This is a genomic window from uncultured Maribacter sp. (assembly GCF_947496775.1).
Lineage (GTDB): Bacteria > Bacteroidota > Bacteroidia > Flavobacteriales > Flavobacteriaceae > Maribacter_B.
In genome coordinates this window covers 935,440-948,742 of record NZ_CANMDU010000001.1, presented here as the reverse complement: position 1 = coordinate 948,742, position 13,303 = coordinate 935,440, and the positions used below count along the sequence as shown (strand labels likewise).

Annotated in this window: 10 protein-coding genes; 4 read left to right on the top strand and 6 right to left on the bottom strand. The window is 32.7% G+C overall.

The annotated features are described in order from the left end of the window. Positions 1-245: 245 nt before the first annotated feature. The 3 genes from Q0856_RS04165 to Q0856_RS04155 form a co-directional block, all read right to left on the bottom strand. A complete protein-coding gene (locus Q0856_RS04165) occupies positions 246-2,057 on the bottom strand; it encodes a lysophospholipid acyltransferase family protein (RefSeq protein ID WP_298502893.1) in 1,812 nt (603 codons plus the stop codon). 83 nt (positions 2,058-2,140) lie between these two features. Beyond that, positions 2,141-3,391, bottom strand: coding sequence for an aspartate kinase (locus tag Q0856_RS04160; protein WP_298502891.1), 1,251 nt, complete (start codon positions 3,389-3,391; stop codon positions 2,141-2,143). A 43-nt stretch (positions 3,392-3,434) separates the two neighbouring features. Then, on the bottom strand, positions 3,435-3,908 hold the full coding sequence (locus Q0856_RS04155; protein ID WP_298474533.1) for a GNAT family N-acetyltransferase: 474 nt from the start codon (positions 3,906-3,908) through the stop codon (positions 3,435-3,437). Positions 3,909-4,102: 194 nt separating this feature from the next. Here Q0856_RS04155 and fbp point away from each other — a divergent pair, with 194 nt between their 5' ends. Then, a complete protein-coding gene (fbp, locus tag Q0856_RS04150) occupies positions 4,103-5,110 on the top strand; it encodes a class 1 fructose-bisphosphatase (protein WP_298474531.1) in 1,008 nt (335 codons plus the stop codon). Positions 5,111-5,167: 57 nt separating this feature from the next. Here fbp and Q0856_RS04145 read toward each other — a convergent pair whose 3' ends face one another. Continuing rightward, positions 5,168-5,599, bottom strand: coding sequence for a TerB family tellurite resistance protein (locus Q0856_RS04145; RefSeq protein ID WP_298474529.1), 432 nt, complete (start codon positions 5,597-5,599; stop codon positions 5,168-5,170). Positions 5,600-5,770: 171 nt separating this feature from the next. Here Q0856_RS04145 and mfd point away from each other — a divergent pair, with 171 nt between their 5' ends. Continuing rightward, positions 5,771-9,133 carry a transcription-repair coupling factor gene (gene mfd, locus Q0856_RS04140; protein ID WP_298502889.1) on the top strand — a complete coding sequence of 1,121 codons (3,363 nt, stop codon included), beginning with the start codon at positions 5,771-5,773 and terminating at the stop codon, positions 9,131-9,133. A gap of 76 nt (positions 9,134-9,209) precedes the next feature. Further along, positions 9,210-10,529 carry a TlpA disulfide reductase family protein gene (locus Q0856_RS04135; RefSeq protein ID WP_298502887.1) on the top strand — a complete coding sequence of 440 codons (1,320 nt, stop codon included), beginning with the start codon at positions 9,210-9,212 and terminating at the stop codon, positions 10,527-10,529. Positions 10,530-10,540: 11 nt separating this feature from the next. Here the strand turns inward: Q0856_RS04135 and Q0856_RS04130 are convergent, their stop codons facing one another. Next, the gene (locus Q0856_RS04130; protein ID WP_298474524.1) at positions 10,541-11,200 is read right to left on the bottom strand and encodes an aspartate kinase; all 660 of its coding nucleotides are present in this window, start codon (positions 11,198-11,200) and stop codon (positions 10,541-10,543) included. 55 nt (positions 11,201-11,255) lie between these two features. Then, positions 11,256-11,615, bottom strand: coding sequence for a YraN family protein (locus tag Q0856_RS04125; RefSeq protein WP_298474522.1), 360 nt, complete (start codon positions 11,613-11,615; stop codon positions 11,256-11,258). Between the two features lie 179 nt (positions 11,616-11,794). Here Q0856_RS04125 and Q0856_RS04120 point away from each other — a divergent pair, with 179 nt between their 5' ends. Further along, on the top strand, positions 11,795-13,297 hold the full coding sequence (locus tag Q0856_RS04120; RefSeq protein WP_298474520.1) for a DUF1800 domain-containing protein: 1,503 nt from the start codon (positions 11,795-11,797) through the stop codon (positions 13,295-13,297). Positions 13,298-13,303: the final 6 nt, after the last annotated feature.

Below are 13,303 nucleotides of genomic sequence, written 5' to 3'. Positions count from 1 at the left end.
ATATTTTATAAACCTTAATTCACGACTACTTTTTATTTATAGGTTTAATTGTCAGGCAATTAATTATGGTCTAATTGGTATATAAATTTATAATATACCAATTAGTACTATATTTTAGGTTTTTTTATCCCTAAAAATTATTTTTTAATAGTAAATGAAAAATGAAATTTTTAGTTGTGCTTTTCAGGACTAATTTGGATGTGAAAATGGAGGGGTTTGTATTAGTCTTAAGTGAATAGGATACTTTATTTGGTAGTATTAGCGTCAGCCATTTTACGCTCTAATTCTGCCTGAAATTCTTCCATAACAGGTTTAACAGTACTCTCTGGTAAATCTGCTATTTTAATATACATTAAACCATCTACAGAGTTATTAAAAAGCGGGTCTACATTAAATGCAATTACTTTAGCATTCTGTTTTATATATTTTTTAATAAGAACAGGTAGACGAAGACTACCAGGCTCTACTTCATCAATAATTCTATCAAACTTGTTTAAATCTGCCTGAGTTTCATCAAAAACAAACTCTTTATCCGCATCTTTTAGTTTTACTTTAAACTCTTTCTTAGGACGTATATATTGGGCTACATAGGGGTCCCAATAATTAGATTTCATAAACTCTATCATAAGCGATTTGGAAAAGTTGGAGAACTGATTACTGATACTAACTCCCCCTATTAAGTACTTATGTTCTGGGTGCCTTAAAGTAGTATGTACAATACCTTTCCAAAGCAGAAATAGTGGCATTGGTTTCTGTTGGTACTCCTTTACAATATAGGCTCTGCCCATTTCTATGGAGTTTTGCATCATTCCATATAATTCTGGTTCTACTCGGAATAAATCTTGTAAATAAAAACCATCTATGCCATGTTCAGGAAATATTTCGGAACCCATTCCCATTCTATACGCGCCTACAATGCATTTTGCCGTGTTGTCCCAAAGGAATAAATGATAATAATAGGAATCAAAAACATCTAAATCTATTGCATTATTTGTTCCCTCTCCAATGGCTCTAAAGGTAACTTCTCGTTGTCTACCAATTTCTTTTAGAATAAAAGGCATATTCTTTTCTTGAGCTAAAAAAACCTCATAGTTTTTACTTTGTAGTAAACGACAGTCTTTATCTCTTAATTTTTCAATTTCTCCTTCCATTACTTCCGATGGTACCGCAGAAGCAATTTTTTTAGGAGCTTTAGGAATTTTTAAAGTACTTGGTAATTGATCTATTAAGCGCTCTTTTTCATACGCATTAGATAGTATATATGTTTTTTTTCTTAACAGTTCTGTAAACTCTTCTAAAGTGCTTTGTTCTTTTTGGGTTTTAACACTAATTGGTTGCCCTATGCGCACTTTTATAGGACGGTTTTTTTGAGAGTATATTTCGGATGGTAATTTTGCTGTCCTAAAGACATCACTTATTTTGGACAAACGATAAAATAGAGAACTGTTTTTGGCATGAAAATAAATAGGAACTACAGGTACTTCTGCCTTTCTAATTAGTTTTAAGGCGGGTTCTTCCCAGGGCTTGTCTACAATTAATTTTTCATCCTTATACGTAGACACCTCCCCAGCAGGGAAAATTCCCAATGGGTGGCCAGCACGTAAGTGGCTCATGGCACTTTTAAAGCCTGCTATACTACTTTTTGCATCTTTATTATTTTCAAACGGATTTACAGGTAAAATGTAGGGCTCCATAGGAGCAATCCTGTTTAGTAAAAAGTTGGCAATAATCTTAAAGTCTGATCGGTGAGAAACCAATAACTTCATAAGTAATACACCATCAATACCTCCTAATGGGTGATTAGATATGGTGATGTAAGAACCATCTTTTGGTAAACGCCTAAAATCTTCTTCTGGAATTTCAAAATCTATTTCGTAGTATTCCAAAATAGCATCTAAAAAGGCAATCCCTTCTAAATGTTTATGCTCGTCATAAAATCTATTGATACTGGATATTCTGGTTACTTTCATCAGAACCCATCCAATAAAAGTACCTAAAAAGCCATATTTACTTAGGTTGATAGCTTTTGCTACTTCCTTTGCGGTTACTAAACCCATAGATTTAAAAAAATTTCGGAATTGTAAATATAGCAAAAAACAGCTCTAAGAACTGTTTTTTAATATATAGTAACTGGACTTATTTATTTTACAACCAATTGTACTGTTTCCTTTGCTCGCTGTTCCAATAAAACCTCATATCCATTTTGTAAAGAAGAAATCGCTTCCGTATTAAAGTGGCGAATAGTATATAAAGAAACTCCTTCTTGGTGTACTACTTTAAATCTACTTTTTAAAGTGTCTAGCAACTCCTGCAAACGACCAAATCTATTATCTACGCAAACAGAAAAACTAATTGCAGAATTTTGAATTAGATCTACCTTCATTTTATAATCGTGAAAAAGTTTAAATAAATCACTGATGTTATTCTCAACAATAAAGGAAAAGTCTAAGGAAGATAGTTTCATTAGCACTTGATCTTTTTTAACTATAAAACAAGGTACTTTAGGTTCAATGCCATTACCTTTTCCAACGGTTGTACCGTCATTTTTAGGATTTAAAAAAGACTTTACATGTAACGGTATTTCCTTACGTTGTAATGGTTGTAAGGTTTTAGGATGAATTACAGAGGCTCCATAAAAGGCAAGTTCAATGGCTTCTTTATAAGATATCTTGTTTAAGAGTTGTGTTTCTTTAAAATATCTTGGATCTGCATTTAAAACTCCTGGTACATCTTTCCAGATAGTTACAGAATTTGCACTTAAGCAATATGCCAGAATTGCGGCAGTATAATCCGACCCTTCTCTTCCTAAAGTGGTAGTAAAATTATTATCATCACTGCCTAAAAAGCCTTGCGTAATATTGAGTACTTTTTTATTTACTTTTTCAGAGATTTGCTCCTGCGTTTTTTCCCAGTTTACTGTTGTGTCTCTATAAATATTATTTGTTTTAATTAAAGTTCTAACATCTAACCACGTATTCTGCATTCCTATTTCGTTTAAGTACGCGCTTATAATACTAGTAGATGTTAATTCCCCATAACCTACTACTTGGTCATATACAAAGTTATAATTCGGGGATTTATTCCATGCTAAAAACCCCTTAACTTCATCGAACAATTCTTTTACCCTTTGGTAAATAAGATGTTCCTTATTGGGAAACAAATCTTTTAAAATACTGGCATGGTATTCAGTAACTTCTTGTATTTTAGAAGGTAAGTTAGCTTTTTCGTTAAAATACGCATCTACTATGGCTTCCATACTATTGGTTGTTTTGCCCATTGCGGAAACAACTACCAATGTATTTTCGTAACCTACTTCTTGTAATACTTTTACAACATTTTTTACTCCATTAGCATCCTTTACAGACGCACCACCAAATTTAAAAACTCTCATTACTCTTATATTATTTGTTTTCCTTTATGGGGAAAATGTATTTTTATTTTAAAAATTTTTTAATTCCTTCTTCGTCTAATTGTACAACGTCCCAATCTCTCATAACTTTGGCCCCTTTAGATTCATAAAAAGCTATAGCGGGATCGTTCCAATCTATTACTTCCCATGAGATTCTTTTTACACCCAAAGTATTACCATACGTAACGACCGAAGTTAGTAAAGCACTGCCTAGTCCTGTACCTCTGTATTTTTCAGAAACAATGAGGTCTTCTAAATGTAGAACAGGTCCTTTCCAAGTAGAATATCTAGGGTAAACCAAGGCCATACCAACGATTTTAGAGTCACTTTCTGCAACAAAACAATGAAACAACGGATTTTCTCCAAATCCGTCTGCTACAAGGTTTTCTTCAGTAACCTCTACAGCATGTTCTTCTTTTTCAAAAAGAGCCAATTCTTTAATTAAGCACAATACCTGTGGCATATCGGCTATTTGACTATCTCTAATGGTAAAGTTCATGCTTTGAATATTTTAGATATAAAATGCAATTCTAATATAAAAATGGCGTTCTGCTATTGACCATTCCAATCTATACTTTAATACATGTTACAAATATAACACATAGTTATAAATTTAAAAATCAAAAAATATCGAAAACGTTATAGTTTCACAAAATAGACGATATTTGTAACCAAATAAACACAATCAGTATAATGCTTAAAAAACACAAAACATTAGGAGAGTTTATTATTGAAAATCAATCCGCATTTCAATATACTTCGGGAGAACTTTCTAAACTTATTAATGCTATAAGATTGGCTGCTAAAGTTGTAAACCATGAGGTTAATAAAGCCGGACTTGTAGATATCTTAGGCGCGGCTGGGGATATGAATATACAAGGGGAGAACCAGCAAAAATTAGATGTGATGGCTAATGATATATTTATCCAGACACTAAAGAATCGCGAAATTGTATGTGGTATTGCTTCGGAAGAAGAAGATGATTTTATTACTATTAATAGTAGTGATGATAATCATCAGAATAAATATGTTGTGTTAATAGATCCCTTAGACGGTTCTTCTAATATAGATGTAAATGTTTCTGTAGGTACAATTTTTTCTATTTATAGAAGAGTAACTCCCGTAGGAACTCCTGTGGAGTTAAGAGATTTTTTACAAAAAGGGGATGAACAAGTTGCTGCGGGGTATATTGTTTACGGAACATCTACTATGTTAGTATATAGTACCGGAGCAGGTGTTAATGGGTTTACTTTGAACCCTGCATTAGGTACGTTTTACCTTTCTCATCCGGATATGAAATTTCCAGAGTCTGGTAAAATATATTCCATAAATGAAGGTAATTATGTGCATTTTTTACAAGGAGTAAAAGATTATATAAAATATTGTCAAGAGGAAGATGAAGATAGGCCATATACTTCTAGATATATAGGTTCTTTAGTTTCTGATTTTCATAGAAATATGATAAAAGGCGGAATTTATATGTATCCTAAAAGTAATATAGCAGAAAACGGAAAACTTCGTTTATTATACGAATGTAACCCTATGGCGTATTTAGCAGAACAAGCCAATGGTATTGCTAGTGATGGGTTTAGGCGTATCTTAGATATAGAACCGACTGAATTACACCAGAGAGTACCGTTCTTTTGTGGAAGCAAAAATATGGTAGAAAAATTACATGAATGTATTGCGAAACATGCATAAAATAAAAAAGGCGTTCTTTATAAAGAACGCCTTTTTTATTTTATTTCTAGACTTGAACTAACGATTCATGTTCTTTATTTCTTCTATAAAGTTATCTAAATCAACTCCAGCATCTACTAATTTTAGAGCTTTATCTACAACATAAGATATGTTTGCAGGCGAAAACCCTAAGCCAACGCCTAAGCGTTGCAATATTACAGTTTGTTTTTCACCTAATTCATTATCCGCATATACCATGCGAGATAAATCATATAATCTTTCCAAACGTTTGTCATAACTAGTTGGAGGATTAATAGGCCTAGTATGGTAATCTTCTAAAATCTCAGCAAAATGATGTTCTGAGATGTCTAATCTTTTAGCCAATCTGTCTAAAAAAGCCTTTTCATCTTCAGTAATTACTCCATCACTCATTGCAACTTTTACAATTGCTGCAAAATGATCTTGGTTTCTTTTTCGAAATCCGCTATCAAATAAATTTGAAATTGACATAAATTCTTGTTGTTTAAGATCACAAATATAAATTTTTAAAATTATTATTTAGATTCTAATATTTTTTTTTGATTAGATGTTTAATTATGTCGGTAATGAGTTACGATAAAAAAGAGAGCTGCTTTTTGTTAGCATTACTAGGAGAAGTTATATTTGCACAAATTTATACCGTTGACCTATTCTACTATTCAACAAGGTTTTGCACAGTCTCCGCAATCGCAGAAACTGAAAAATACTATTGTCCAATCCGAAAAAAATATTGCTTTAACAGGGGTAACAGGCTCTGCTCTATCTTTTGTTCTAGCAGATACATTTAAACAAACCGAGGTTCCTTATTTATTGATTTTTAATGATAAGGAAGAGGCAGCATATTATCTAAACGATTTAGAGCAATTTGTTGGAGATAAAGATGTACTGTTCTATCCCGGAAGCTATCGTAGACCTTATCAAATCGAAGAAACAGATAACGCTAATGTTCTTTTAAGAGCTGAGGTTTTAAATAGAATTAATTCTAGAAAAAAACCTGCGATTATTGTTACCTATCCAGATGCTATTTTTGAAAAAGTTGTAACTAGGAAAGATTTAGAAAAGAACACCTTAAAAATAAAAGTCGAAGACACTTTAAGTTTAGACTTTTTAAATGAAGTGCTATTTGAGTATAAGTTTAAAAGAGTAGATTTTGTAACCGAACCTGGCGAGTTTTCTGTTCGTGGGGGTATTGTAGATGTGTTCTCTTTTTCTCATGATCAACCATATAGAATTGAGTTTTTTGGAGAAGAGATAGATAGTATTAGAACTTTCGATGTGGAAACACAATTGTCTACTGAGAAGATTAATAAAATAACGATTATTCCTAATGTAGAGAATAAATTTTCCGAAGAAACGCGGGAGAGCTTTCTAAAATATGTAGCCAAGGACACAGTAGTTTTTGTCAAGAATTTAGATTTTTTGTTTGATCGTTTAGATACTTTCTTTGCAAAAGCTATTTCTGCTTTTGCAAAATTATCCGAAGAGATAAAACATGCAGAACCCATTGAGCTTTTTGTAAATGCTAAATTACTTAAAGTGGAGCTATCTAATTTTAGATTATTAACCCTTGGCAAAAACGCATCAGCATTAATAACTATCTCCGATAGATCTGCTGAAGAAGTTATTTATAAAACCAAACCACAGCCTTCTTTTAATAAGAAATTCGATTTACTTATAGAAGATTTAAATACAAATAACTCCAACGGATATACCAATTACATTTTTTGCGCAACCGATCAACAAGCGCAACGTTTTCATGATATTTTTGATGAGGTAGAACAAGAAGTACATTATAAAACAATTGTCTTTTCATTATACCAAGGTTTTATTAATGACAATCTTAAAATAGCATGTTATACAGATCATCAGATTTTTGAACGCTACCATAAATTCCAATTAAAAAACGGCTATGCCAAAAAGCAAGCTATTACCTTAAAAGAGCTCACAAAATTAGAGGTAGGAGATTATGTAACGCATATAGATCATGGAATAGGAAAATTTGGAGGCTTACAAAAGATAGATGTAGAGGGTAAAAAGCAAGAGGCCATAAAATTAATGTATGGGGAAAGAGACATTCTTTACGTAAGTATTCATTCCCTGCACAAAATATCTAAGTTTACAGGTAAAGATGGAAATCCTCCCAAGATTTTTAAATTAGGATCTGCAGCATGGAAAAAATTAAAGCAAAAGACAAAATCTAGGGTTAAGAAAATAGCTTTCGATTTAATTAAAGTATATGCCAAAAGGCGTTTAGAAAAAGGGTTTCAGTATGCACCAGATAGTTATTTGCAGCATGAGCTAGAAGCTTCTTTTATTTATGAAGATACGCCAGACCAAAGTAAGGCTACGGCAGATATTAAACAAGATATGGAGAGTGAACGTCCTATGGATCGTTTGGTCTGTGGTGATGTAGGATTTGGTAAAACAGAAGTAGCAATACGGGCAGCTTTTAAAGCTGTAGATAATGGCAAGCAGGTAGCGGTATTAGTGCCGACAACAATTTTGGCTTTTCAGCATGCGCGTTCTTTTGCGGAGCGATTAAAAGAAATGCCAGTTACCGTAGATTACCTTAATAGATTTAAAACAGCTAAACAAAGAAAATTAACCTTAGAGGGCTTGGAGTCTGGTAGAGTTGATATTATTATTGGTACACATCAATTAGTAAATAAAAATGTTAAGTTTAAAGATTTAGGATTACTAATTGTAGATGAAGAACAAAAGTTTGGTGTTGCGGTAAAAGACAAGTTAAAATCTATCAAAGAAAATGTAGATGTTTTAACCTTAACGGCTACTCCGATTCCGAGAACCTTGCAATTTAGTTTAATGGCAGCAAGAGATTTATCTCAAATAAATACAGCTCCACCGAATAGGTATCCTATAGAAAGTGAAGTTATTCGTTTTTCTGAAGAGACTATTCGTGATGCCATTTCATATGAAATACAAAGAGGAGGGCAATCTTTTTTTATTCATAATAGAATTGAGAATATTAAAGAAGTTGCTGGGATGATCCAGCGGTTGGTACCAGATGCTAAGATTGGGATTGGTCATGGACAAATGGAAGGTAAAAAACTAGAAGCCTTAATGATCTCTTTTATGAATGGGGAGTTTGATGTTCTAGTGTCAACTACTATTATTGAGAGCGGTTTAGATGTAACTAATGCTAATACAATTTTTATCAACAATGCCAATAATTTTGGTTTGAGCGATTTGCATCAAATGCGTGGTCGTGTAGGAAGAAGTAATAAAAAAGCATTTTGTTATTTCATAACCCCACCATATGAGGTTATGACGAATGATGCACGTAAGAGAATACTAGCTTTAGAGCAGTTTACAGAATTGGGAAGTGGGTTTAATATTGCCATGAAAGATTTAGAAATTCGTGGCGCTGGAGATATTTTAGGAGGAGAGCAAAGTGGGTTTATAAATGAGATTGGTTTTGATGCCTATCAAAAAATACTATCTGAAGCTATTAGTGAGCTTAAAGAAAATGAGTTTAAAGATTTGTATGAAGAGGTAGAAGGAGCAGCTGAAAAAGTATACGTAAAAGAGACTCAAATTGATTCGGATTTTGAATTACTCTTCCCAGACGATTATATAAATAATATTACAGAACGTTTAACCTTATATACCAGCCTAAACTCGCTTAAGGACGAAGAAGCCCTTGTTAAATATGAGAAAGAACTAGTAGATCGTTTTGGCGAATTACCAACGCCAGCTGTAGATTTGTTACATTCGGTCCGTATAAAATGGATTGCAAATCAGATAGGATTAGAGAAAGTGGTAATGAAACAAAAGAAGCTTATTGGTTATTTTATTGCAGATCAACAGTCTAATTTTTATCAAAGCCCTGTTTTTACTAAGGTACTTCAATTTGTGCAAGCGCATACTAAAGTTTGTAAAATGAAAGAAAAGCAGACAAGAAACGGACTTCGATTACTACTGGTTTTTGAAAATATAAACACTGTAGAAAAGGCGTTAAAAGTAATGCAACCTTTAAAGTTTTAAAAAGTTTCGTTTTGGTATTGTTTTTGAAAAACCTTTAAATGCTAATTACATTTGGAAGAAGAAAAATATAATGGATATGAAAAAAGTTATTCTTGGTTTAGTATTATTGTTTAGTTGGGTAGCCTTTGCACAAAATACCATTTCAGGGACTTTTGCGCCAGCTAAAGATTATAGTTGGTTAATAGCTTATAGGTTAAAACCGGGGACACAAGTGTACGTTGCCGATACAGCGATAAAGAATGGAAAGTTTGTTTTAAATATGCCAGCTAATTCACCTGCGGGAACGTACAGATTGGTATATGCAGTGCCACAAGAAGAATTTTATTTTGACGTGTTGTATAACGGTAAAGAAAACATAGAATTGTCTTTTACTACAGAAAGTGGTGTAGCTTTTATTAGCTCTAAAGAGAATATTCTTTTTACTTCCTATTTTAAGGAGTTACATGATTTAGAACGCAGAATTATTAACTATTATACCTCTGGAAATACCAATCTAGAAGAATACAATGCACTTTTTAAGAACGTAAAAGCAACCCAAGCTAATTATGAATTAAAGACAAAAAACTTAATTGCTGGGGAGTTTATTAAAGGTAACAAACCTTATATGCCTACAGAGTACGAAACTATTCAGGATTTTATAGCGAATAAAAAAAAGAATTATTTTAACGGACTAGATTTTACAAACGCTACTTTACAAGCATCTGGTTTTTTAACAGATAAGGTGGTAAATTATGTTTTTACCGCGCTTCCATTAGAAACCATTTCCAAAGAAGCCACGGAAAAAGAAATGCAAAATAATGTTCGTAAAGTGGATTATTATACTCAGGCAGTTTCTAAAGGATATAGACTTCATCTATACTATAATTTATGGTCCCAGGCGGCAGCGAGTGAATTTAATAAATTGTCGGACTTTATTTATGATGATTATTTAAAAGTTCTTGCTGAAGAAGAAGATAAACAAGATATAATAGACGCTATAGAATTACATAATAGATTACGCATAGGGGCTATTGCTCCAGATGTAATTTGGGGAGGAAAAGGGGAAGAAAAATCTCTTAGTTCTTTAAGTGGGGGAGAAAACTATGTATTGGTATTTTGGAGTAGTACTTGTTCCCATTGTTTAAAAGAATTGCCAGCGTTACATAAGGAGTTAAAGAAGTACCCTAATACTAAAGTGGTTGCAATAGGTATAGAAGATGATGCGGTTAATTGGAAAATAGAAATTGCCAAATTACCAAATTTTGAGCATGCACTTGCTTTAGGAAAGTGGCAAGGTAAATACGCAAAATTATATGCCATTAACCAAACGCCTTCCTATTTTATTTTAGATAAGGATAAACGTTTTATTGCAAAACCAGAGGACGATAAAGCAGTAATAGAATTTCTTACTCAGTAATGGTAATTAATCTATAGAGTTTTTAAGTCTTTAATTGTTTTGAACGCTATATCAACTTGCGCGTCATCTACTAAAATTGTAAATTCATTGGTAGTTGAAATTACTTCGTACAATACGATGCCTTCCCAAGCTAATCGTTGAAATATAAAATAGTATATACCTGGAACAGAAACATTTTCAGAAGGCAGTTTTACGGTTATAGAAGATAAATCTTGGGCCTTTTGAGTACATTTTTCAGCAACAAACAGATTTTCAACAACACTATCCATTAAGTTGCTTATAACAATATTAATTTCATTTACCCCTCTAGAAGAAGTATAGAAAACATCTTGGTTTGCATTTATCTCTTCTAATAATTTGGCTTGTTGTCTTAATATAGTATCCGAAGCCAAGAAAGTGTAATCTGTTAAGGAAGAGCGAACCGTTATTTCGCCAATATTCTTTAGTACTTTAATTATCTTATGCGTAGCACGAAACTCCAAATCATCGGACAAACGTTTAAGAGCCATTACAATTGCACCATTTCGGATGTCTTTTCCAAGTTCTTCTTCGATCTCTGGTTTTACTATTCTAGAAAGAGAAGTTAAGTTAATAATTCCCTGTGCTAAAGCACTTTGGAGAAAAGGTTTTTTCTTAATGTACTGTTCTACTACGGATGATATTGTTTTCATTGCTTTAGTTGTTGGTAGTGCAAATATAACAAACTGTTACAAATAAAACAAATTGTCAGAAATGATAATATGCATTTTCTATATGATTTAAATCAAAAGTGGATTTATTCTTAAGAATTGTAATCACATCGAACCTAACTTCAACATCTAAATCCAAATCTGTAACATAATGATCTGCGGCTAAGACTTGTAACTGAATTTTCTTTTTAGTGATAGTATCTGCAATGTTTTCTATAAAATCTGTACTTCTAGAACGAACTTCTACAATAGCCAATATGGGTCCTTTTTGAGCAATAATATCAATCTCTGCTTTTAGGTATCTGTAATTTTTGTACTTAATAAGATATCCATTCTTGAGTAGATAATCTACCGCAATTTGCTCTCCTTTTTTTCCAAATTCGTTATGTAATCCCATAAAATTAGATGGTTTTATGCAGTTCATCGAAAATACAGGCCGTTCAGCGTTTTTATAGTGAAAACATTGTAAATTCGAATTCTTAACGAAAATAATGGTATAATCATACTATACCAAATTTCATTACGTTAAGATAGAGCCCCAACTCTAAGAACTAAAATACTAATGCCTAAATCGCTATGGAATATTTCATTAATTGTAATACTTCTTCACTAGCTGTCTATACTGTTCCTTTGGATCAGCAAAAGGCAGCACATCTATACAGAAGACTTGGATTCAGTGCTTCTGTAGATACAATCAACGCTGCAATTGGTCAAACAGCTAATACTTTGATAGATTCGCTTGTAGACCAAGCTCTTAATTTAGCGCCAACTCCTGCTCCAGCTTGGGCAGATTGGAATAATAATAATTACCCGGCCGACAACGACCAGAGGCGACAATTGGAAAATTCCCAAAGACAAGAATGGGGATTAGCATATGGTAATGATTTGCTAAATAATAACTTAAGAGACAGAATGAGTTTCTTTTGGAGTAACCATTTTGTTACGGAAATAGATGTTTATGATTGTAATTCTTTTTTATATCATTATATAAATTGTTTACAAAGGAATGCATTAGGCAATTTTAGAGATTTTGTCGTAGAAATTGGTTTGACTAATGCTATGTTGTATTATTTGGACGGTGTATTTAATAATGGAAACAATCCTAATGAAAATTATGGTAGAGAGCTTTATGAGCTTTTTACTCTAGGAGAAGGTAATGGCTATACTGAAGAAGATATTATTGAAACTGCAAGAGCACTTACAGGATATGTAGAAAGAGGAGAAATAGGTTGTGAGCCCGTTCAGTTTGATGCTACTAAACATGATGCAGGTAGTAAAACAATATTCGGACAAACAGGAAACTGGAATTACCAAGATGTGCATGATATTCTTTTTGCACAACGTCCTAATGAAATAGCTGAATTTATTTGTAGAAAACTATATGAGTTTTTTGTACACCCTGATTCTAGAGATGCAGCTAATAATGCACAAACTATAATTGACGGTCTTGCAACTACATTTGTTGCTAATAATTTTGAAATTGCACCCGTTTTACGTCAATTATTTAAGAGTCAACATTTTTTCGATGATGAGGCAGTAGGGGTAATTATTAAAAGCCCTTTTGATCTTTATTTTAACCTTTTTAAAGAAACAAATTTTACAATTACCAATACCAATATTAGTGAGGTTATTAATTATACATCTTTATTAGGGCAAACCTTATTTGAGCCTTTTGATGTTGCTGGTTGGCAAAGAGATAGATCTTGGATTAATACCAATTTTATGATTGGTCGTTGGTTAACAATAGAAACAATTCTACAGGGATTTTATGATAGTAACCCGGAACAATTTAGAGATTTTGGTGTTCAAGCTGCAAATCCTAATGGTATTACAAACAATGATCCAGCAGAGGTAGCTACATCTATTATAGATAAGATACTACCCAAAGGTCTGTTAACACAAGCAGATTATGATACTGCAATTGGGATTTTTAGAGGCCCTTATGAGGATAATGGCGTTTATGAAGATAGCCCTGATCCTAATAATTTTTCATGGAATATGACGCTGCCAAATGCCTCGACCCAAGTTTATCTTCTATTACAACATCTTGGAAGACAACCTGAATTTCAATTAAAATAAAAACCT

Coding starts and splice junctions, on each gene's coding strand:
- Q0856_RS04125 (WP_298474522.1), bottom strand. CDS start 11,615: ATGGGATTACATAACGAATTTGGAAAAAAAGGAGAGCAAATTGCGGTA.
- Q0856_RS04145 (WP_298474529.1), bottom strand. CDS start 5,599: ATGTCAATTTCAAATTTATTTGATAGCGGATTTCGAAAAAGAAACCAA.
- Q0856_RS04135 (WP_298502887.1), top strand. CDS start 9,210: ATGAAAAAAGTTATTCTTGGTTTAGTATTATTGTTTAGTTGGGTAGCC.
- fbp (WP_298474531.1), top strand. CDS start 4,103: ATGCTTAAAAAACACAAAACATTAGGAGAGTTTATTATTGAAAATCAA.
- Q0856_RS04165 (WP_298502893.1), bottom strand. CDS start 2,057: ATGGGTTTAGTAACCGCAAAGGAAGTAGCAAAAGCTATCAACCTAAGT.
- Q0856_RS04120 (WP_298474520.1), top strand. CDS start 11,795: ATGGAATATTTCATTAATTGTAATACTTCTTCACTAGCTGTCTATACT.
- Q0856_RS04130 (WP_298474524.1), bottom strand. CDS start 11,200: ATGAAAACAATATCATCCGTAGTAGAACAGTACATTAAGAAAAAACCT.
- Q0856_RS04155 (WP_298474533.1), bottom strand. CDS start 3,908: ATGAACTTTACCATTAGAGATAGTCAAATAGCCGATATGCCACAGGTA.
- Q0856_RS04160 (WP_298502891.1), bottom strand. CDS start 3,391: ATGAGAGTTTTTAAATTTGGTGGTGCGTCTGTAAAGGATGCTAATGGA.